General features: G+C 48.6%; 18 protein-coding genes. 9 read left to right on the forward strand and 9 right to left on the reverse strand.

Features of this window, described 5'->3' with window-relative positions:
* Positions 1-14: 14 nt before the first annotated feature.
* The 6 genes from slmA to ubiD all read left to right on the forward strand — a co-directional run bounded on the left by slmA (position 15) and on the right by ubiD (position 8,979).
* Positions 15-608, forward strand: a complete 594-nt coding sequence (slmA, locus tag IDZ20_RS15050) for a nucleoid occlusion factor SlmA (RefSeq protein ID WP_188152270.1) — start codon at positions 15-17, stop codon at positions 606-608.
* Positions 609-733: 125 nt separating this feature from the next.
* On the forward strand, positions 734-2,779 hold the full coding sequence (locus tag IDZ20_RS15055; protein ID WP_188152271.1) for a response regulator: 2,046 nt from the start codon (positions 734-736) through the stop codon (positions 2,777-2,779).
* Between the two features lie 199 nt (positions 2,780-2,978).
* Complete coding sequence (gene ppk1 / locus IDZ20_RS15060) at positions 2,979-5,111, forward strand: polyphosphate kinase 1 (protein ID WP_188152272.1); 2,133 nt, start codon at positions 2,979-2,981, stop codon at positions 5,109-5,111.
* Between the two features lie 164 nt (positions 5,112-5,275).
* Entirely contained in the window at positions 5,276-5,602 is a 327-nt protein-coding gene (gene trxA / locus IDZ20_RS15065; RefSeq protein ID WP_188152273.1) for a thioredoxin TrxA, read from the forward strand.
* A gap of 395 nt (positions 5,603-5,997) precedes the next feature.
* Complete coding sequence (rho, locus tag IDZ20_RS15070; protein ID WP_188152274.1) at positions 5,998-7,257, forward strand: transcription termination factor Rho; 1,260 nt, start codon at positions 5,998-6,000, stop codon at positions 7,255-7,257.
* Between the two features lie 252 nt (positions 7,258-7,509).
* Positions 7,510-8,979 (forward strand): 4-hydroxy-3-polyprenylbenzoate decarboxylase, encoded by a 1,470-nt coding sequence (gene ubiD / locus IDZ20_RS15075; RefSeq protein WP_188152275.1) that lies wholly within the window; start codon positions 7,510-7,512, stop codon positions 8,977-8,979.
* A 180-nt stretch (positions 8,980-9,159) separates the two neighbouring features.
* Here the strand turns inward: ubiD and IDZ20_RS15080 are convergent, their stop codons facing one another.
* The 8 genes from IDZ20_RS15080 to IDZ20_RS15115 all read right to left on the reverse strand — a co-directional run bounded on the left by IDZ20_RS15080 (position 9,160) and on the right by IDZ20_RS15115 (position 16,984).
* A complete protein-coding gene (locus IDZ20_RS15080) occupies positions 9,160-9,489 on the reverse strand; it encodes a zinc ribbon domain-containing protein YjdM (protein ID WP_188152276.1) in 330 nt (109 codons plus the stop codon).
* Positions 9,490-9,569: 80 nt separating this feature from the next.
* On the reverse strand, positions 9,570-10,271 hold the full coding sequence (locus IDZ20_RS15085) for an SDR family NAD(P)-dependent oxidoreductase (RefSeq protein WP_188152277.1): 702 nt from the start codon (positions 10,269-10,271) through the stop codon (positions 9,570-9,572).
* Between the two features lie 47 nt (positions 10,272-10,318).
* A complete protein-coding gene (locus tag IDZ20_RS15090; protein WP_188152278.1) occupies positions 10,319-11,536 on the reverse strand; it encodes a heme biosynthesis HemY N-terminal domain-containing protein in 1,218 nt (405 codons plus the stop codon).
* A 4-nt stretch (positions 11,537-11,540) separates the two neighbouring features.
* A complete protein-coding gene (locus IDZ20_RS15095; protein ID WP_188152279.1) occupies positions 11,541-12,926 on the reverse strand; it encodes a uroporphyrinogen-III C-methyltransferase in 1,386 nt (461 codons plus the stop codon).
* Between the two features lie 130 nt (positions 12,927-13,056).
* Positions 13,057-13,869, reverse strand: coding sequence for a uroporphyrinogen-III synthase (locus IDZ20_RS15100; RefSeq protein WP_188152280.1), 813 nt, complete (start codon positions 13,867-13,869; stop codon positions 13,057-13,059).
* On the reverse strand, positions 13,869-14,804 hold the full coding sequence (hemC, locus tag IDZ20_RS15105; RefSeq protein WP_188152281.1) for a hydroxymethylbilane synthase: 936 nt from the start codon (positions 14,802-14,804) through the stop codon (positions 13,869-13,871). The genes IDZ20_RS15100 and hemC overlap by 1 nt, the downstream gene beginning before the upstream one ends.
* Before the next feature lie 277 nt (positions 14,805-15,081).
* On the reverse strand, positions 15,082-15,831 hold the full coding sequence (locus IDZ20_RS15110) for a LytR/AlgR family response regulator transcription factor (RefSeq protein WP_188152282.1): 750 nt from the start codon (positions 15,829-15,831) through the stop codon (positions 15,082-15,084).
* A gap of 40 nt (positions 15,832-15,871) precedes the next feature.
* Positions 15,872-16,984, reverse strand: coding sequence for a sensor histidine kinase (locus IDZ20_RS15115; RefSeq protein ID WP_188152283.1), 1,113 nt, complete (start codon positions 16,982-16,984; stop codon positions 15,872-15,874).
* A 180-nt stretch (positions 16,985-17,164) separates the two neighbouring features.
* On the opposite strand from IDZ20_RS15115, the gene argH reads away from it, so the two are divergent.
* Entirely contained in the window at positions 17,165-18,562 is a 1,398-nt protein-coding gene (gene argH, locus IDZ20_RS15120) for an argininosuccinate lyase (protein ID WP_188152284.1), read from the forward strand.
* A gap of 115 nt (positions 18,563-18,677) precedes the next feature.
* Here the strand turns inward: argH and IDZ20_RS15125 are convergent, their stop codons facing one another.
* Positions 18,678-19,451: an exodeoxyribonuclease III gene (locus IDZ20_RS15125; RefSeq protein WP_188152285.1), complete on the reverse strand. Its 774-nt coding sequence runs from the start codon at positions 19,449-19,451 to the stop codon at positions 18,678-18,680.
* 256 nt (positions 19,452-19,707) lie between these two features.
* Between IDZ20_RS15125 and pyrE the strand changes: the two genes are divergently transcribed.
* Positions 19,708-20,349, forward strand: coding sequence for an orotate phosphoribosyltransferase (gene pyrE / locus IDZ20_RS15130; protein WP_188152286.1), 642 nt, complete (start codon positions 19,708-19,710; stop codon positions 20,347-20,349).
* On the forward strand, positions 20,350-21,006 hold the full coding sequence (locus tag IDZ20_RS15135; protein WP_188152287.1) for a DUF4124 domain-containing protein: 657 nt from the start codon (positions 20,350-20,352) through the stop codon (positions 21,004-21,006).
* Positions 21,007-21,022 lie beyond the last annotated feature (16 nt).

Raw genomic sequence — 21,022 nt, forward strand, 5'->3', positions numbered from 1 at the left:
GAAAATGTTATTGCATGAGTACTAATAATAAAAATTCACGGCGGCAGCAAATTCTTGAAGCGCTAGCGCACATGTTAGAAGTTAGCCCTGGCGAGAGAATTACGACTGCAGCACTTGCGAAAGCTGTCGGTGTATCTGAGGCAGCGCTTTATCGTCACTTCCCCAGTAAATCGAAAATGTACGAAGGTCTTATCGAATTTATCGAAGAGACACTTTTTACGCGCATATCGATCATTGCAAACGAAGAGATACCCGCGCTCGAGCGCTGCGAAAAAATTATGCAGTTGCTGCTAGCTTTCGCTGAGCGTAACCCAGGTATAACTCGAATTCTCACGGGTGATGCATTGGCTGGAGAAACTAGCCGTTTACGACAGAGAGTGGTGCAACTCTTTAACCGGTTAGAAGCAGAATTAAAACAAATGTTTCGTCAAGCGGAATTAAAAGAAAATTTGCACTTCGGTATGAGTATTGCTGCGACAGTGAGTCTTTTGCTGGCGATAGTCGATGGCAAAATGGCCCAGTATGTACGCAGCGAGTTCAAGCGAATGCCCACCGAGGGCTGGCGGGAGCAATGGCATCACGCTGTTCACGGTATCCTTGTTAATTGATAAACCACAAGCCCTCACGCTGAGTGCTTATTAAATTCTGGTTGTATTCGGTGCCAGCTCTGGGGCAGCGCAATTTCCTGAATTCAGTCTAAACTCAAGGCTATCGATGTAGCTTTAGTTAAGATATGACATATCTCTGTAAATTTTATCAGCATTTGTCCTTGCCCCGCCGTTTGGCTATTCGGGTAGTCGCTATTGCTGTGCTATTAGTTTCGGTTAGCATTGCGTTGCGAAGCCTACTCTACCGAGAGTTGGTTGAGCTCGACATTTCTTATTTTATCTTTTTTAGTCTAGCGCTAGACGTAGCCTTGGTGTCGCTCGTGTTACTTGCGGTGGCTTGGTGTGCATACAGCCCTTATATCCGACTGAAAGAAATTGCTCGGCAAGCTCGAGATCTTTCGTTCGATAATTTAGCATCCACAGTAAGCCCATTACGCAGTAAGTCGATAGCAGTAGATGATTATCTGGATAACGTTGTTGATGCTCTCGAATATCTACGCGATAGCTTGGTGACGGATCGTGAACAGCGAGGCGATATTGAGCGAGCCCTGTTACAAGAAAAGGACGATAAGCTCCAGAACCGCAAAATAATTGAGCGAATGGAAAACGCTAGCCGTGCCAAGAGTCAATTTATAGCCACCATGAGCCATGAAATTAGAACGCCAATGAATGGTGTTATTGGTATGGTTGAAATGTTGCGAGATACTTCACTAGATGACACACAGCGGCATTATTTGGATGTCATTAGTCGTTCGGGGGAGTCACTACTCAATATTATCAACGACATTTTAGACTACTCGAAAATAGAAGCCGGTAAGATGGAGTTGGAACTGGTTGAGTTCGACCTCAATCAATTGGTAAATGATTGTTTGCAGTTATTTAGTGCAGCCACCCATAAACGCAGAATTGAGCTAGTCGCGAACATAGAGCCCGATGTGCCGACGGTACTGACTGGCGATCCAACGCGAATTCGTCAAGTTTGCGTGAATCTCATCGGCAACGCATTTAAATTTACATCGGAAGGCTTTGTTTACCTTAAGGTGATGTTGGCACCTACCCATTCGACCGAAGTTCCGGTATTGCGATTTGAGGTGCTTGATAGTGGTATTGGTATTTCCGAAGAAGCGCAGGGTTACCTGTTTGATGCTTTCCGTCAGGCCGATTCCAGTACGACGCGAAAGTTTGGCGGCACTGGGTTGGGGCTTTCAATATGTAAACAGCTAGCGCATCTGATGGGCGGAGAGATTGGTGTCGATAGCCGCTCAGGTTCGGGCTCGACGTTTTGGTTTAGTGCCCGATTTCAATACCCTGATGCCGATAGTAACCATACTCCGCCAAGCTCTAGCTTGGCCTTGTCGGGTAAGCGAATCTTATCTATTCACAATTCACCAATACTCAATCTAGCTTTTGAGGCGCAGTGTCTAGCTTCCAATCTTACGGCACATTACTTGAATCGTGGTGAGCTTGCGCTTGAGCGTATGCGTGCACTTGGTGCAGCGAAAGCCTACGATTTTATTTTTATAGATCAAACCCTACCGGATTTTGATGGCTTTGTGCTGGCGCGGGAGGTACGTAAACTCGAGGTCTATGAGGATACGCCAATTCTTATGCTGACCCATGAACGCACCACTAGCTTCACCATTGAACAAATAATGCCTGTGAATACCGTTATTCCAAGGCCGCTGACATCCTTCACCCTAAAATCTACACTTCTAGCTGAGGCAACCGGAGTAAGCCTTAACGCGCTAATCTCCATGGAAAGTCGTGCTTTGGCGCCTAACCAGAAGTTAAATGTATTGGTTGCTGAGGATAATGTTGTAAACCGGATGGTGATTGAAGGTTTGCTGGGGAAGCTGAACATCACACCGCAGTTTGCGGAAAATGGAAAAGAAGCGGTCGAGTACTTCATGACCACAAAAACCTTGTATGATGTGATTTTAATGGATTGCGAAATGCCGGAATTAGATGGTTATGGTGCGGCTATGAAAATCCGTGAGGTTGAACGCAACAAGGCGTTAACGCCTATACCGATAATCGCTCTTACTGCTCATGTTGAGGCTGAGCATCGGCAGCGCGTATTTAACTGTGGGATGAATTATTTTCTCACTAAGCCAGTAACGCGGGATAAACTGCACGAATCATTAGTTTCAGTTGGTCTGCTCAGTGAGTAGTCTGTGTAGTGGATAGCGGCGACATCTGTTTGTCATATAGCTCGTGCGACAATGTTCCGGCCAATCTATACGTCAACGTTTCCAGCAGGTTGCGAAATACGGAAGTAAAATACGGCGGGACTAACGGCCCTAAGTATTTTTTTACGGGTCTACGCCTTTTTGATTTAGCTTGTTAACTGTCCTAATTTGGATTACATCGATGTCTGATTCGAATATCACACCTATTGCCACTGTTCCCTCGGTTGCGACTGCCGCAGCTGAGCCGGAAGCCGTGGTATTGGATAATTCTGAACTCTATATCAACCGTGAATTGAGCCATTTGGCTTTTAACCAGCGAGTACTTGCCCAGGCGCTTGATACCAGCCATCCGTTACTCGAGCGGCTAAAGTTCCTGTTGATTTTCAGCTCCAATCTCGATGAGTTTTTTGAAATACGCGTCGCTGGGTTGGTACAGAGTATTCAATTCGAGCGAGAAACCACCGGTTTGGATGGGATCCACCCTGCCGAGACGTTGCGTCTGGTTAGCGAGATTTGTCATCAAACCGTTGAGCAGCAGTACCAGATACTGAACGATATTTTGATCCCAGAGCTGGAGCAGGAGGGGATTTCATTTCTGCGTCGTGAAGATTGGACGCCGGAGCAGGCGGTGTGGGTAGAGAACTTTATCGACAACGAAGTGTTGCCGATTGTCAGCCCGATTGGCATTGATCCCGCTCACCCATTCCCGAGGTTGGTAAATAAAAGTTTAAATTTCATTGTTGAGCTCGAAGGTAAGGATGCGTTTGGTCGCGACCTCAACTACGCGATTGTGCCAGCACCTCGCACTCTACCGCGGGTTATTCTATTGCCGCCTGAACTTAGCAAAACAGGGCATAATTTTATTTTTCTGTCGTCAATGATTCACGCCCACGCAGAAAAAATGTTTCCCGGCATGCAGGCGATGGGCTGCTATCAGTTCCGTATTACTCGCAATGCCGACCTCGATGTGGATGTAGAAGGTATAGCCGATTTGGCGCGCGCTCTGCGCGGTGAGCTTCACTCACGTCGATTTGGCACCGCCGTTAGGCTCGAAGTTGCCGACAACTGCCCAACCGAGTTAACGGACTTTCTATTGAAAGAAGTTGGTTTAACCGAGCGTGATCTGTACCGAGTGAATGGCCCCGTAAATTTGAAGCGGTTAATGGATGTGCCCTCGATTGTTGGACGCTCCGACCTGCTTTACCCTCCATTCACACCGAGTATGCCGAAAGGCTTAACGCGAAAAGACAATATATTTGACGCAGTGTTGCGCAAAGACTATCTACTGCTACACCCATTTGAATCCTTCGCGCCCGTTATTCAGTTTTTACGTCAGGCGGCGAAAGACCCTGCGGTTGTAGCCATCAAACAAACCCTGTATCGCTCAGGCGGGTTGCTGTCGTCAGTAGTCGATGCCCTTATAGACGCCGCTCGCAATGGTAAAGAAGTCACCGCAATTGTGGAGTTGCGAGCACGATTTGACGAAGAGGAAAACCTAGAGCTAGCGAGCCGCTTACAAGAAGCCGGTGCTGTAGTTGTCTACGGTGTTGTTGGCTACAAAACCCACTCCAAAATGATTCTGATAGTACGCCGTGAGGGCAACCTGCTGCGGCGCTATGTTCACCTTGGAACAGGGAATTATCACTCAGGTAACGCGCGCCTCTATACCGACTATTCGCTGCTAACTGCAGACCCCGTACTGTGCGAGGACGTTCACCGCGTCTTCCACCAGCTGACGGGAATGGGTAAAACTGAGCGGATGAAAAAGCTTTATCACGCGCCGTTTACGCTGAAGAGACAGCTGATTCGTTTGATTGATGGTGAAATAAAGGCAGCCAAAGACGGCAAGCCAGCGTATATTATTTTGAAATGTAATGGCTTAACCGAGCCGAAGGTGATCCAGACCCTGTACAAAGCGTCTCAGGCTGGCGTAAAAGTCGACTTAATTGTTCGTGGAATGTGTTGTTTACGACCTGGTATTGCCGGAGTTTCTGATAATATTCGAGTCCGTTCAATCGTTGGCCGCTTTTTGGAGCACACGCGGGCCTATTATTTCTCCAATGCGGAATATACGGTTTATTGCGCGAGCGCGGACTTGATGGAGCGAAACTTGAACCATCGGGTTGAAACGTGCTTCCCAATCGACCAGCCCGCGATGGCAGAGCGTGTCTATAATGACCTGCGATTGTGTTTAGATGACAACATGCAAAGCTGGGAACTGCGTTCCGACGGAACCTATGTTCGGGTTGGTCGCGATGTTGACGGCCCTGCAATTTCTGTTCAAGCCGAATTATTGCGCTCTTTGGCTACCTAAAACACAGCTTCGACGTGACGCTGAGCCTTGAAATCACAAAAAACGGCGCCATTTTGGTGGCATATACGCGAAAATAGCTGAGATTTGATCTGGGCCTTGTTACTGGCAGCAGCTATCCTTATTATTACTCCCCCCGCTTCAACTTCCTCATGGAGAATTAAGATATGAGTGACGCAATTCTGCACACTAGCGATGCAAGTTTTGAACAAGACGTACTGTCGGCCGATGGCCCCGTACTAGTAGACTTTTGGGCAGCTTGGTGTGGCCCCTGTAAAATGATCGCTCCAGTGTTGGATGAGTTGTCGAAAGAGTATGGTGACAAGATTAAAATTTGCAAAATGGACGTTGATGCAAATAAAGAGACACCGTCCAAATTTAACATTCGCGGCATTCCGACCCTGATGATTTTTAAAGGCGGTAACGCCGAAGGCACTAAGGTTGGGGCTTTGTCGAAGGCGCAACTAAAAGAGTTTATCGAATCTAATCTATAGCACCCAGATTGGGCGTGCGATAAGCTTTCGCGCGCCCTTTAGTATCTTTTTTTAACTCTTTGCAACACCGTGAATTTGTGGCTATACTGCGATTGTCTCGCATAATTGCGCCTCCGCTCATACTCCCTGCAGTCAAATTTATCCCGACTTATAGCAACCCGATGATCGGAAATTTACGAGCATAATTGTCCATTCAGATTACCTTCTACTATTCTTACGTTACGCCCTCGGTCATTTTCGATGCGGCAGCTTTAAAGTGAGAGTTTGGTGTTACGCCCTTGGTAATTTGGAGCGAGCACCTCAAATGTCTGAGTCAAAACTATACAAACAGTAGAACAACCAACAGAATTTTGGCATATCGCCATTCGCTTTCAGCCCACCGTAGTAAAACATTTATGAACCTGACCGATTTAAAAACAAAACCTATCGAAGAACTAATTGAAATCGCAAAAGAGAACGGCATGGAAAGCCTAGCTCGCTCGCGTAAGCAAGATGTGATTTTCAACATTCTAAAACGACACGCACGCAGTGGCGAAGATATCTACGGCGACGGAGTGTTAGAAATCCTTCAAGATGGCTTTGGGTTCCTGCGTTCCGCTGGCGCGAGCTACTTAGCGGGGCCAGATGATATCTACGTTTCGCCAAGTCAAATTCGTCGCTTTAACCTGCGTACTGGCGACACAATTTCTGGCAAGATTAGGCCACCTAAAGAAGGCGAACGCTATTTCGCACTTTTGAAAGTTAATGAAATTAACTTTGATAAGCCCGAAAGTTCCCGCAACAAAATTCTATTTGAAAACCTCACCCCTCTTTTCCCAACCGAACGTCTTGTCTTGGAGACCGGTAACGGTTCTACAGAAGATCTTACCGGCCGTTTTATTGACTTAATTTCACCTATCGGTAAAGGTCAGCGCGGTTTGATTGTGGCGCCTCCAAAGGCCGGTAAAACGATTATGATGCAAAATATCGCTCAGGCGATCACGCGTAATAATCCAGAAATCCACCTTATCGTACTATTGATTGACGAGCGTCCAGAAGAAGTAACGGAGATGCAGCGCTCGGTACGCGGTGAGGTAGTGGCCTCTACGTTTGATGAGCCGCCTTCACGCCACGTGCAGGTTGCAGAGATGGTTATCGAGCGGGCTAAGCGTTTGGTTGAGCATAAAAAAGACGTGGTAATTCTGCTTGATTCGATTACGCGTTTAGCGCGGGCGTACAACACCGTTGTTCCATCGTCCGGTAAGGTGTTAACCGGTGGTGTTGATGCTCACGCACTTGAACGCCCGAAGCGTTTTTTCGGTGCTGCACGTAATATCGAAGAGGGTGGCAGTCTCTCGATTGTCGCTACGGCGTTGATCGATACCGGTTCTAAAATGGACGAAGTTATTTACGAAGAGTTTAAAGGTACAGGTAATCTTGAATTACACCTTGATCGTAAAATCTCTGAAAAACGTGTTTATCCAGCGATTAATATTCGCCGCTCTGGTACACGTCGTGAAGATTTGCTAATGCGTGAAGAAGAGCTTTCGCGGGTATGGATTCTGCGTAAACTGTTGCACGAAATGGAAGATACCAATGCAACGGAATTCCTATCTGATCGCTTAAAAGGCTTTAAGACCAACGATGAGTTTTTCTTGTCGATGAAGTCTAAATAAGCCTCTAGTCTGCCAGTTGTGGCAAATAGACTGATCTTGACGCCGATCTCTAGAAATAGTGATCGGCGTTTTTGCGTAGGTGACCTTCTTCAGCCCTGCTCGCAGGACTAATAGCGGCGGGTTATACTTCAGCCATCATTTGCAAGAATTACCTGCTTTTCTAGTCATGACCTAAAGAGTAATTAGCTGAGCAGTAACTAACGGCTAGTAAACAATGGGTACTAACTTTCATTTAGACACAGTAAAAAGACTATGGCATTTAAAGATCTGCGAGATTTTATTCACTTGCTCGAAAAGCGCGGTGAGCTAAAGCGAATTAAACAACCACTTAGCTGCAACTTAGAAATTACTGAAATTTGCGATCGCACTCTGCGCGCCGGTGGCCCAGCGTTACTTTTTGAAAATGTTGAAGGCTATGATATTCCGCTGTTAGGCAATTTGTTCGGTACGCCAGAGCGAGTAGCGTTGGGCATGGGGCAAGAGTCCGTGGCGGCGTTGCGTGAAGTGGGTGAGTTGCTTGCGTTTCTAAAAGAGCCCGAGCCACCAAAGGGAATGAAAGACGCTTGGGATAAGCTGCCTATTTTCAAACAAGTTTTGAATATGGCGCCTAAAGAGGTTAGCAAAGCGCCGTGTCAGCAAGTGGTGTTAAGCGGCGATGAGGTTGATCTAACTCGGTTGCCGATTCAGACCTGCTGGCCTGGCGATGTTGCGCCGTTAATTACCTGGCCCTTAGTAATAACGCGTGGCCCCGAGAAGGATCGGCAGAACCTCGGTATTTATCGCATGCAGCTAATTGCCAAGAACAAGCTGATTATGCGTTGGTTAAGTCATCGTGGTGGCGCACTGGATTTTCGTGAATTTCAGCAGAAGCATCCCGGCGAAAATTTCCCTGTATCGGTAGCCCTCGGCGCTGACCCGGCAACAATACTTGGTGCCGTAACGCCAGTGCCCGATACCTTGAGTGAGTACGGCTTTGCGGGTTTATTACGTGGCAGTAAAACGGAGGTTGTTAAAAGTATTGGCAACAACCTACAGGTTCCTGCGTCGGCGGAGTTTATTCTTGAGGGCTATATTGCGCCTGGCGAAATGGCCGACGAAGGCCCCTACGGAGATCACACTGGCTACTACAATGAGGTTGATCAGTTTCCGGTGTTTACCGTTGAGCGCATGACCCACCGCAAAGATCCGATATACCATTCCACCTATACCGGTCGCCCGCCGGATGAGCCCGCTATTTTGGGCCTCGCACTAAATGAAGTGTTCGTCCCATTACTGAAAAAGCAATTTCCTGAAATTGTCGATTTCTATTTGCCACCAGAAGGCTGTTCTTACCGCATGGCAATTGTGACCATCAAGAAACAGTATCCTGGTCATGCTAAGCGAGTGATGTTAGGTGTGTGGTCTTTTTTACGCCAGTTTATGTACACTAAGTTCGTCATTGTTACCGACGACGATGTGAATGCGCGCAACTGGGAGGATGTGATCTGGGCCATTACCACACGGGTGGACCCTACCCGCGATACCACGTTAATCGACAATACACCGATAGATTATCTTGACTTCGCTTCGCCTGTTTCTGGCTTGGGCTCGAAAATGGGAATTGATGCTACCAATAAATGGGAAGGCGAAACCTCGCGAGAGTGGGGTCGCCCGATCGAAATGGACAAGCAGGTAAAAGAAAAAATAGATGGTCTTTGGGAATCTTTGGCAATCTTTAAATAGGGTGGTGGAGCCTAGAAAACTTACGCGGCCTTGTGATGAGAGTTGTAATTTTTAGGTCTAATTTAATGTCGTTAGCGATTTAAAACCCACATCCCTACAGTTAAGAATTTAATGTTCTAGTGCATTGGATGTGGGATACGGCTTGGATAAGTAGGTTGCCTAGCGAAATCTTACAAAGATTTAAGCCTTCTTAACAAACTCGGATTTAAGTTTCATCGCACCGATGCCATCGATTTTGCAGTCAATATCGTGATCACCTTCGACCAAACGAATATTTTTTACCTTAGTGCCAACCTTCACAACTAACGATGAACCTTTCACCTTCAAGTCTTTGATTACGGTTATGGTGTCGCCATCTGTAAGTGGGTTGCCGTTTGAGTCCTTAATGACGTTTTCATTTTCGCTGGCGTCCTGCGGCCATTCGTGAGCACACTCCGGGCAAACGAATAGCAAGCCATCTTCGTAGGTAAATTCGGAACTGCATGCGGGGCAGTTGGGTAAATCGCTCATGGGATTTCCTAAGGTCGATTGTCAGTTTTTATTTTGTTGCTGAAATAAACACATAGTAAGTGTTCGTCGAATAAACGGGGCTAGTCGAAAAATTTATAGTCCTGCGCACAAAAATATTCGCCATTGGGACCGTTGTCGGCAATGATGAGTGGCGCCATTACACCGGGTAAAACTGATTCCACAGCTTCCCATGCATCTGGCCCACCGAGGTCGGTACGAATCCAGCCTGGGTCAATACAATTGATTCGTACGCCTGTGTCTTTAAATTCGAAAGCCAAATCCTTAGTTAATTTGTCTACAGCAGCTTTAGAAACACTGTAAGGCGCTAAATTCGGTTGGTCGGCGATGCCCGATGATAGGTTGGCAATTCGACCCCAGTTGCGTTCTTTCATACCTGGGCCAAAGGCATTACAAAGTTGCGCAAGGGCCAGTACATTGACTTGCATAACTTTTTCCCACACAGCCATATCAAATTCGAATACAGGGGTGGAGGTGCAGCTTATTGCCGCATTGTTGTAGAGAATATCGATATTCGGCTGGATTTTTCGAACTTCAGAAATTAGTGCTGCGACACTCGCGGCGCTATCTAACTCTCCGGCAACTGCGGTACTTTTGGTAGGGTATTGCGCTAATAGCTCTAGCGTTTTTTGTGTGTTGTCGAGATTGCGGCCGTGAATAATCACGTTACAGCCTAGCTGCGCTAACCCCAAGGCAATTTGTTGGCCGATACCGCGACTTGAGCCTGTAACAAAAGCCCATTTATTGGAAAGATCTTTTTTCATATTAATACACTTTTAAATTTACGAATGAGTGATGGCTGGTTACACGCTTAGCTGGCGCTATGGGTGCTAAGGAGTAATCCCTTTTGATAGAGGTCGGTGCTTTTTTGGTGATCACCAAGTTGTGCTAACAAGGCGGCAAGTTCGGCATAGGTTTCGGGCTTTTCTTGTAGTTGTAAGCTATTTTCAAAATAGCCGCGGGCCTTGCCCCACAACTGGTTGCGCATCGCAATACGCGCTAGTGCCTGCAGTAATATCGCATCGCCGGGATGGGCGCGCAACCATTGTTCGGCTACCAGCATTTGTTCGCTTGCTTGGCTTGGCTTGGTGCGTCCATAGAGCTGAACGAGAGACGGCTGCCAATTTTTGTTGAGTGTTTGGCGCAACAATATTTCAGCTTTTTCATGTTGATCTTGATCGCTAGTTCCGGCAATGAGTATTGTGGTATAGGTTGCAACTAGTGCGGGTTCTTTGCGTAAGGCTTTCGGAATTTTTTGCCATACAGCGGTAATACGTTGCAGGCGGGTATCCGTGTTGCCCATTTTATTCTCTTCGTTTAAATGGGTGCAGTGCGCTTCAATTTCTAATGCGGCTAGGCGTTCGCTTGAATAGAGTTTGGTTTGCCGAAGTTGAGGTAACAGAGAGCTAAGGGCCTGCCAGTCGTGTAGTTGTGTGTAAACCTGGCGCAACAAGTCTAGCACCACTGGGTGCTGACTATGTTGATCGCGAATACGTTCTAGAGTGGCGAGCGCTTGTTCAAATTTCTCGTCAGCGATGTAAATTTTTGCTTGGCTTAATGCAATGGCGAGTGAATTTTCTGGCGCGACTTGTTCGGCTTGTAAAAGTAATTGTTGGCTTTCATCTTTGTCGCCCATTTGTTGGGCGCTGTGGGCTGCGGCTAGGTAATGTACTAACGGCTGCTCGCTATATTTTGCCGCGCTCAGTAAATCTTTTTTTGCTGCGCGCCAGTTGCCTTCAATGTAATGAATCAAACCACTATTAGTACGACGTTGTGCTTGTTTTTGGCGGCTTTCGCTAATCAGTGAAAAACTTTCGCCAATCGAGCGCAATGTTTTTCCGGCGATGCGCAAACCAAATTTAAAGAGCAATAGTGCTGCAATAAAGACTATGGCCGCAAACCAAAAACTCGATTCGATGGTGGTATCGCCCAAGCTAATGAGCACATAGCCGCTATCGCGCCTAACTAATTCGATTAGAAATATTCCACCGATAAAAAAAGCAACTGTGTAGAGAAAAAGTCGTTTCATGGGTTTAATTTGCCCCGCTTGCAGAAGGCTTGGCGCCGCGCAATTGATGTAGCGCTTCGATATAACTGTGCAAAAGCTCAAGGGACTGAGTAATGTCGGGCAGCTCGGCTACAATTTCTTTTGCCGCTAATTCCTGTAGCTGCTGACGAAATCGTGCAACGGGTTCAGACGCTGGATAGAAGTCCGCGATCCATTGGTCCGCTTGTTGTAGGCTTTGCTGGTAGATGGTGACTTGTTCACGCAATAGCGCGAGTTGTGCGCGTTCCAGCATTAAGCGCAAGTTCTGTTGTAGGTATTGCGCTGAATCCGGCGGCAACATGGCGACCGGCTTCTCTGTGTGCTTGTAAATATGGACGTATTGTTTCAGTGCGCCAACAAATTCAGTGAATCCCGTTTTTATTTCAGTCCATAGTGACGAGTTTTTATCGTTCACGGCATTGTTTGCGTTAGTGCTTGAACCATTATTCGTCGCCGAAATTATTTCGGTTGCAGCGATATTGGTTAATACCTGATCCCGTGTTGGTTGGGTGGGTAGGCGCTGCATTTTGGTGATTAACGCCTGTAGCGTTAGATAAATACCTTCAACATCTATTTTGTTGGTAAGTCGCAGAGCGGCTAGATCTTGGGTCACGGCTTGTCGCAGTGGGAACAGATCAGGCTCATTTAGATCCCGTAATATCGCGTCGGCTTCAGTTAGTAGTGCTTCAGCGCCCTCGGCACTGTGCTCAATAAGGATGCGCTGATTGGCGAGTTTTAACAGGTATTCCGCTTCTGCTAGTAACCAGTCTTCGCGAGTAACCGTCGACATGGAGAGCAGACGCTTGTTTTGTGCCGCAAGGCGCTGTTCGGCGGAGTTAAGGCGTTGGTTGAATGGTTCGAGGCGTTCCGATAGGGAGCCATCTTGTTGCGCCTGTTGGGTTTTGAGTTGATTTAATATTTGGCTTTGGGCATTAAGTTGCTGTTGCAGTGTTTCGATTTGTTGTTGGTATTGACCGGTTTTTTGTTGCAGTTGTTGCCAGTATTGCTGACCGTACCAGTAGGCCGCATATGCGCCGGCGACGATCAGCAGTAGTATGAATAAGACCAGTATGATGTTTTTGATGATACCTGTACCGGGAGCGCTATCTTTGATGTCAGCTTGTACCTTAGCGGTTTTATTTTCACTAGCCCGAGGGCGTTTCTTTTCTGTCGCGCTGGACGTTTTAGAGCTAGCTTCGGTCTTGGCTGTTGTACCGGCGAGGTTGTCGGTTTTACTTTCCGGTTCCGGCGTTGTAGTTGCCTCGGTATCACTACTTAGCGCAGAGGCGCTATCAATAGCGGCTGGATTCGAGCCGGCTGCGTTTGCGCTAGATTCGTCGCTGTCGGATGTGATTGTCTTTTTGTCGGTCATTGCGCAATTCTCGCGGGAATTATAGGGGCCAATGTAAAGGGCTGATGTACGGGCTAAGTTTTGTGGCTAACTATTATGTTAATTATTGTCTGTAATAATTGTGGTTAGTGATTGTAGCTAATTAGAGTCGTTAATTGGTTTTGGTTGCCTGTGTTAGTGCTTCAAGCATAGCGTTTTCCGATGCGTTTTCGGAAATGATTAACCGTAAAAAGCCTGCATCGCGTGCCAGTTGTGCAACCCGCTGCCCAGGCACTAACAGTTGCAGTCGTTGCAAGCTGGTAAGTGTATCGGATTTTGCGGTTACGCTCTTTGCTGAGTCTATAAGATTGTTGAGTGTTTCACCGCTGAATAGCGCAATAATGTCGCGCTGTGGATCTATTTTAACTTGTGTCAGCTGGTTCGCTGCGCTTTGCGGGCACTGCCGTTGGTAGAGTTCGCAGTAGTGAACTTCGGCGCCGCGACTCGTCAGCACGTCGGCGAGTGTGGTGCGACCACCAACACCGCGACAGATCATAAACTTTTGCCCTGCAACTCTATTGCCCTGCAATTCTGGCCGTGACAGCAACGCTTCGGAATCCATGCTGCTGTTTGCGGCAATGGCGTCTAGCTGCAAGCGATTCCGCAGAACACTGGCGGTTTTGCTGCCGACGGCAAAGTAACCGAGGCCGATGGGTAGCTGCGGCCAGTAGTCTTCAATCCAATCACAGGCGTAAGCTACCGCATTTTGACTGACAAATATAATGCCGTGATAACTGTCCAGCTCGAGAATCAAGTTTTTAATAGCTTGCCGCTGTTGCACAGATTTTACTGGACTGAGTTCGAGTAGCGGTAAGCTGTAACTATCGAACCCGTGCATTTGCAGCTGTTTGATCCAGCCGCCATTTTGCTCTTTTGGCCGCGTAGCGATAACCCGTAATTGTGCAGAGGCGCGCTCGCTAGACATTAGCTGTTGTACACCTTGTTTAGGATGATGTCGGCACCGGAGGCGAGCAGGGTGTCAGCTAAGTCTATACCGAGTTGTTCGGCGTCTTTCGCTGGTCCACGCGATTCATGTTGAATAATTTTGCTGCCGTCGGGGTCGCCGACCAGTGCGCGCAGCCAAATTTGATCGCGAAGCTCTCCCTCTAACAGTGCATAGGCGCCTATCGGTACTTGGCAGCCGCCATTAAGACGTTTGTTTAGCGCGCGCTCGGCGCTAACTCGCAGGGCTGTTTCAGTGTGGTGAAGGGGTTGTAGCAGCTCTAGGACATCGCTGTCGGCACTGCGGCATTCGATACCCACAGCGCCTTGGCCGCCAGCGGGAAGCATAAACTCTGGGCTTATAAAACTGCGGATACGATCGCCCATCTCTAGGCGTATCAAGCCGGCTGCAGCCAAAATAATCGCGTCATACTCACCTGCGTCTAGTTTTGCGAGGCGGGTGTTAACGTTGCCACGTAGAAAGGTCACTTCTAAATCTGGGCGTGCCGCCAGCAGCTGAGATTGGCGGCGTAGGCTGGATGTGCCGACAACGGATCGTGGTGGCAGAGCGTCGATGTTGGGGTAGCGGTTGGAGACAAACGCGTCGCGAGGGTCTTCGCGCTCACAAATTACCGCTAGGTCGAGCCCTTCTGGGAACTCCATTGGCACATCTTTCATAGAGTGCACGGCGATATCAGCTTCGTTATCGAGCATCGCCTGTTCCAATTCTTTAACAAACAAACCTTTGCCGCCGACCTTTGCTAAGGGGACATCTAAAATAACGTCGCCTCGACTGGTGAGTGGCACTAGCTCGACAGTCAGTTGCGGGTGAAAATGCTCTAATCGACTTTTTACGTATTCGGCCTGCCAAAGTGCGAGAGCACTTTTGCGGGTAGCAATGCGAAGGGTTTTACTCACGAAATTGAATCCTCGGAACGGGTGCTGGCGTCCTCGTCTGCGTGAATACCAGCAATACGCACAAAGCCCCATTTGGGTCTTGTACGGGGGGTTAGTTTGGCAGCAATAGTAACACAGCCACAAAAGGGCTCGCAGATGAACGTGAGGCTGCGCCAGTCGGTGGCGTTTGCCCGACTGGCGATTTTCGGTTTGAAGTGTGCCGGCAAAAAGGTGTTGGTAGGTCTAGTCCTAAGCTGGCGTGAGACTGTGTGGATTTGAGGTTAAGCCAAGGACATCATTAGAGCGCGGTTAGTAGCTCCTTAAGGCTGGCAACATGACGGCGGCTGACAACTGGTCGGTAGTCGGTACTTTTCAACCGCAGTTCGTACTGGCCGTTATGGGTGCGCTCGAGCCCTTCTATCTGCTCTACGGCAACCAAGGTGTTGCGATGGACGCGCACATAGCGCTCGCCGAACTCGTCGCTGAGCTCTTTTAAGGTATCGTCGATTAGCGTTTCCCCGTTTGCGTGTAGCACGGTGACGTATTTCTGATCGGCTATGAAGCAATAAACGCTCTCCAGCGGGATAAGCTCTACGCCACGGCGGGTTTTCGCACTAATATTTTGCCTCTGGCTTTGCTTGGTTGTGGTTTCTTTTGGTTCTTCTAGGCGGGCGGCGGAAAGTTGCAGTTTGTTCAGTTTGCGGGTTTTATCCAGTGCGCTGATCAGCGCCTGCTCTTGAACTGGTTTTAAGAGGTAGCCAACCGCGAGGGTTTCGAAAGCCTCTAGGGCGTATTCGTCGTAGGCGGTACAGAAAATAACCGCAGGAGGTTCTGGGATTTGGGCAATCTTGCGGGCAGCTTCCAGTCCACCTTCGCCAGGCATGCGAATATCGAGTAGGACGATGTCGGGGTCGAGCTTATCGATAGCGATAATAGCGTCGGCGCCATTATCGGCACTGCCCACGACTTCATAGCCTTCGATACTGTCGATCATGCGTTCTAGCCGCAGACGTGCAAGCGGTTCGTCGTCGACGATCAATATATGCATTGCGGATTCCTTTCGAGTTCCAGTTCGGTTTAAGTTTGGCTTATTTGACAGCAAGCGCCACAGGATAGCGGACAATAGCGCTAAATTCTTCGGCCTGCTGCACGACTTTCAACTCGCCTTTATCGCCATAGTAGGCGGCTAGCCGATTTCTAATGTTGTCTAACGCCATGCCGTTGCCACTGTTGTCCATATGTGCGTTGCGTTTTTGATCGGCCGAAAGCATTGGGTTGGATATGCAGATGGTGACATTGTGCGCATCTAATACCAGCTCGATACTGATTCGGCCGCCCTGCTGCAGTGGCTGGATACCGTGGCAAATCGCATTTTCGACCAAGGGCTGAAGTAAAAAGCTGGGAATGGTGAGTTGTTGCAGCAGCGTGTTGTCTCGCTTGAGTGGTGCAATTACCTTGTCTTGATCTTGTTGTTGATAACGCCATTCGACTTCGAGGCGCTGTCCTAATCGTAATTGTTCGATGCCAATGTAGCGTTCACACAGCTCTAGCTCATTACTTAGCGATACTAGTCCACTCTCACTGAGGCTAGCGCGAAACAGGTGTGCTAAGTCGACAACCATGCGTTCCGCCGCCGTGGCGTCGATCGCAATAAGGCTGGCGATACTATTCATGCTGTTGAACAAAAAATGCGGGCGAATTCGTGACTGCAGGGCCTGTAGTCGCGCGAGTAACTCGGCACGTTGCTGGTTGCGAAGCTGTTGTTGTAAGAACAAAAAGCGCAGGGCGATGCCACCGAACACTGCCCCCATCAAAATCCAAGAGAGCAGTTCATCGTTGAGATTCTGCAGGTTACCCTCTAACAGCCAATGGCTGAGCGCGACAAATATTCCAGTAATAATTAGCGTGAGACCAAAACTAACGGTACCGGCAACAATAACCGGTTGTTGTCGAAACCACGGCCGCAACATACACAAGCCACCGGCGCTGCAGAGTACGATCCATTGCACCCGCATTGAGATCAAACCGAAGTCACTGAAGTTAAACTCGGCGAGCCCTGTGGTGCCGAGCAGCAAACCAGCGATGACCAGCTCGCTAACCAGTACCAGTGCCAGCACCGGTTGAACGCTGCACAAGTCGGGCAGGAACTCGTTGAGTAGCTCTTGTTCGCTAGTGGTATTGTTGTTTGCTTCTGTGGTCATTGCTGTTTCTAATTATTGTTGACGTAAATGAGCGAATTTGGTGGCTTGGTTTAGTTTCCACCTTTGTCGGTCGGTGCTGTGCCGGTTGTTTTCACGATTGCGACGGTCGTTAGTGTGCTCGCGGCTAGGGCTTCTGTATAATGCGCGCGCTTACTCTCAAATACAGGTTTCGAATTTACTATGAGCCAAGATGACAGTTCTGTAAAACCCTGGGGTGGTCGATTTAGCGAAGCAACCGATGCGTTTGTGGAGCGCTTCACGGCTTCAGTTACTTTCGATCAGCGCCTTTATCATCACGATATTAACGGCTCAATTGCCCACGCGACCATGCTGGCCTCGGTTGGTGTTCTCACTGAAGACGAGAAAAATACCATTATTAGTGGTTTGGAAGCTATTCGAGCCGACATCGATAGCGGCAACTTCACTTGGTCGATTGCGCTCGAAGATGTGCATATGAATATCGAAGCCGAGTTAACCAAGCGCATTGGTATCACTGGTAAAAAGTTACATACCGGGCGCTCGCGCAATGATCAGGTTGCCACCGATATTCGTTTGTATTTGCGCGATGAAATCGACGCGATTGCCTTGGAATTAACCCGCCTACAGGGCGGTTTAGTGGTGTTGGCGGAGCGCGAAGCCGAGACCATTATGCCGGGCTTCACACACTTACAAACGGCACAGCCGGTTACCTTCGGCCATCATTTGCTGGCCTGGTACGAAATGCTGGATCGCGATTACGGTCGCCTAGTGGATTGCCGCGCGCGCTTAAACCAAAGCCCGTTGGGTGCGGCTGCGCTGGCTGGCACCACCTACCCGATCAACCGCGAGCAAACCGCAGAGCTTATGGGCTTCGCCGCGCCAACGCGCAACTCATTGGACTCGGTTAGCGATCGTGACTTCGCTATTGAGTTCAACGCTTTTGCCGCACTGGTGATGACTCACCTATCGCGCGCCAGTGAAGAATTGGTGCTATGGACTTCGGCGCAATTTAATTTTATCGATTTGCCCGATCGCTTCTGTACCGGCTCATCAATTATGCCGCAAAAGAAAAACCCAGATGTTCCGGAGTTAGTGCGCGGTAAAACGGGGCGTGTCACGGGCAACTTAATTTCGTTGCTAACCTTGATGAAGTCTCAGCCGCTGGCGTACAACAAAGACAACCAAGAAGATAAAGAACCGCTATTCGACACCGTAGACACGATCAAAGATTGTTTGCGAGCCTTTGCCGATATGATTCCTGCTTTAACCGCGAACAAAGCGGTAATGTACGAAGCGGCTAAGCGCGGGTTTTCCACCGCGACCGATTTGGCCGATTACTTGGTGCGCAAAGGCATTCCATTTCGCGATTCTCATGAAGTTGTGGGTAAGTCTGTAGCCTATGGTATACAACAGCAAAAAGACTTGTCGGAAATGAGTTTGGAAGAGCTGCGCCAGTTTTCAGATGTGATCGCCGAGGATGTGTTTGATGTGCTGACACTGGAAGGTTCTGTAGCTGCCCGCGACCACATTGGTGGCACGGCGCCAGCACAGGTGCGCAAGGCGGTAGCGCGCGCTAAAGATGCTCTAGCGCTGCGTTAGGTGTAGAAGTAGTCGTTGTTGCGGTGAGATGTTTACTAAGTTATCCCATGATGACATAGCTTTTAATGACTTAACCCTAGGCTATTTAAGCGAAGGGTTAAGTTATTGGAGTCATTTAGAGATCGTCGATATCGTAATCAACAATGACAGGTAGGTGGCTGGAAAAGTGTCGCGTTTTATAGATTGCGGCGTATTCTACGCGTCGACCAAGCGCTTCAGAGATAACTTGATAGTCGGTGCGCCAGCCGTCACCCAAGCCGATTTCACCCGTAGGCCACCAGCTATATTCGCCGTCATCCGGCACCGCGAGCCGAAATGCGTCGGCATAACCCAACTGTTTAAAAAGCTGATTCATCCATTGCTGTTCGTGCCCTAAAAAGCCGGACTGGCTGTCATTTTTCTGCCAATTCTCGACGTCTTTGCTGGTATGGGCCATAGCCCAGTTGCCACAGAATATGAAATCGCGACGTTTGCGCGTGATTTTATGAAGCAGGGCCTGGAAATCGTCAAAGAATTTTATTTTCACTTCTTGCGATTCGTGCTCCGACATCGCCGAAGGCGCCAACAGGGAGCCGATGGAATAGCGCTCGAAGTCTATTTGTAAATAGCGACCTTCCATATCGACGCCGCTGGCGAAGCCTAAACCATAAATCAATGCCTTAGGCTGGTGCCGAGTGTATATCGCGACACCATTGTAGTGCTTAATACCTGAATCAAAAAAATAGGCAAAATAGCCGTCGGGGTGAAAAATGTCGGCATCTAGCTCGTATTCGAGCGCACGCAAATCCTGCAGACAAATAATGTCAGCGTCCTGCTCTGCGATCCAATCGTATAGACCTCGTTGTGCCGCCTGATGTATTCCATCTACGCTAAGACTAATTACTCTCATACCACCCTCGTTATAGCGAGTTGGTATGATAGCGATCTTTTTAATTCGGTGACACCAAATATCACAAGTTTCATCTAAGGTTCAGGTTCCGTCATTTATTGTTAGCCGCAACGGGGTCTTGTTCTTATAATAGACGCTTATTTCCCCGAAGTAGGGACTGGCACGCCAAAAAGATCCCGTCTGTCTATTAACTAGCGCAACTATTTCACTGAATAGCGGCGAAGTCCTCTTTAAACTATGCAACATTGGAGCCTTGATGCAGCCGTATCAGCAAGACTTTATCGACATGGCGATTGCCAGCAACGCACTCCGTTTTGGAGAGTTCACCTTAAAATCTGGCCGCGTGAGCCCATATTTTTTTAATGCGGGCCAGTTTCGCACCGGCTCGCAAATTGCTCGGCTCGGTAGAGCCTACGCGCAGGCGCTGGTAGATTCTGGCGTTGAGGTCGATTTGTTATTTGGCCCTGCTTACAAGGGTATACCCTTGGCGGCGGCGGCCAGTATTGCACTTGCGGACCATCATCAGCGCGACCTACCTTGGTGCTATAACCGCAAGGAAGCGAAAGACCATGGCGAAGGCGGTACCTTGGTGGGGGCGCCACTGCAAGGGCGAGTTGCGATTGTCGATGATGTGATAACCGCTGGAACTGCGATACGCCAAGTGTTGTCTTTAATTCAACAGGCGAATGCTACGCCAGCGGCGGTAATTATTGGGTTAAATCGACAGGAAAAGGGGCAGGGCGAGCTGTCGGCAATTCAAGAGTTAGAGCAGGCAACTGGAGTTCCTGTGATCAGTATTGTCGACCTAAGTCATATCATGGCCTATCTTGAAAGAGCAGGTGACAAAAAGACGTTGGAACAGGTTCAGCGTTATCGCGAACAATATGGTACAGAGTAGATGAATTTAGCTTCGATTAGTTTATCAGCAGTGTTAGCGCGGACGGCGTCTGTATTTCTCGGGCGGTTGCTACTGGTGTTAGCCTGTTTGGCTGCAGCACAAGCACAAGCCCAGCACGTTTATTACCGCTATGTCGATGAGGGTGGCGTAAAGGTGTTAAACAGTACTATCCCATCTGAATATGCGCAAAAGGGCTACGAAGTGCTGAATGCATCTGGTCAGGTGGTAAAGGTTGTGCCACCCGCGCCCTCCGAGGAAGAGCTTGCGCGCAACGCTGAGGAGCGATCCATTCGCGAGCGCTATGCGCAGTTGAAGCGTCGCTACAGTGCCAGCCGCGAGATTCTAGGGGCTAAGAAGCGTCGTTTAGCGAATATCGACACCAATATTTCAATTTTGAAAGGTAATATTCATAATCTCGACAATCAGATAGAAAAGGTTATGGACAAGGCGGCAGGTTACGAGCGGCGCGGAACAAAAGTACCGGAGGACCTTTTAAGCCTGTTGAGCGATTTACGCGCAGAAGTGGAAATTGCCAACGAGCTACTCGAAAGTCGTAAGCACGAAAAAACCGAAGTCGCGCAACGTTACGATGATGATTTGCTCGATTACAAACGCGGCGAGGAGCTGGAAAAGCAATCCGATGCCGCGACCAATTGATCTTTAGTCAGGACTG

The organism is Teredinibacter waterburyi, assembly GCF_001922985.1.
Classification (GTDB): domain Bacteria; phylum Pseudomonadota; class Gammaproteobacteria; order Pseudomonadales; family Cellvibrionaceae; genus Teredinibacter; species Teredinibacter waterburyi.

Bases quoted from the DNA above. Each gene is read 5' to 3' on its own strand.
- slmA (WP_188152270.1), top strand. From the start codon at position 15: ATGAGTACTAATAATAAAAATTCACGGCGGCAGCAAATTCTTGAAGCG.
- IDZ20_RS15055 (WP_188152271.1), top strand. From the start codon at position 734: ATGACATATCTCTGTAAATTTTATCAGCATTTGTCCTTGCCCCGCCGT.
- ppk1 (WP_188152272.1), top strand. From the start codon at position 2,979: ATGTCTGATTCGAATATCACACCTATTGCCACTGTTCCCTCGGTTGCG.
- trxA (WP_188152273.1), top strand. From the start codon at position 5,276: ATGAGTGACGCAATTCTGCACACTAGCGATGCAAGTTTTGAACAAGAC.
- rho (WP_188152274.1), top strand. From the start codon at position 5,998: ATGAACCTGACCGATTTAAAAACAAAACCTATCGAAGAACTAATTGAA.
- ubiD (WP_188152275.1), top strand. From the start codon at position 7,510: ATGGCATTTAAAGATCTGCGAGATTTTATTCACTTGCTCGAAAAGCGC.
- IDZ20_RS15080 (WP_188152276.1), bottom strand. From the start codon at position 9,489: ATGAGCGATTTACCCAACTGCCCCGCATGCAGTTCCGAATTTACCTAC.
- IDZ20_RS15085 (WP_188152277.1), bottom strand. From the start codon at position 10,271: ATGAAAAAAGATCTTTCCAATAAATGGGCTTTTGTTACAGGCTCAAGT.
- IDZ20_RS15090 (WP_188152278.1), bottom strand. From the start codon at position 11,536: ATGAAACGACTTTTTCTCTACACAGTTGCTTTTTTTATCGGTGGAATA.
- IDZ20_RS15095 (WP_188152279.1), bottom strand. From the start codon at position 12,926: ATGACCGACAAAAAGACAATCACATCCGACAGCGACGAATCTAGCGCA.
- IDZ20_RS15100 (WP_188152280.1), bottom strand. From the start codon at position 13,869: ATGTCTAGCGAGCGCGCCTCTGCACAATTACGGGTTATCGCTACGCGG.
- IDZ20_RS15110 (WP_188152282.1), bottom strand. From the start codon at position 15,831: ATGCATATATTGATCGTCGACGACGAACCGCTTGCACGTCTGCGGCTA.
- IDZ20_RS15115 (WP_188152283.1), bottom strand. From the start codon at position 16,984: ATGACCACAGAAGCAAACAACAATACCACTAGCGAACAAGAGCTACTC.
- argH (WP_188152284.1), top strand. From the start codon at position 17,165: ATGAGCCAAGATGACAGTTCTGTAAAACCCTGGGGTGGTCGATTTAGC.
- IDZ20_RS15125 (WP_188152285.1), bottom strand. From the start codon at position 19,451: ATGAGAGTAATTAGTCTTAGCGTAGATGGAATACATCAGGCGGCACAA.
- pyrE (WP_188152286.1), top strand. From the start codon at position 19,708: ATGCAGCCGTATCAGCAAGACTTTATCGACATGGCGATTGCCAGCAAC.
- IDZ20_RS15135 (WP_188152287.1), top strand. From the start codon at position 20,350: ATGAATTTAGCTTCGATTAGTTTATCAGCAGTGTTAGCGCGGACGGCG.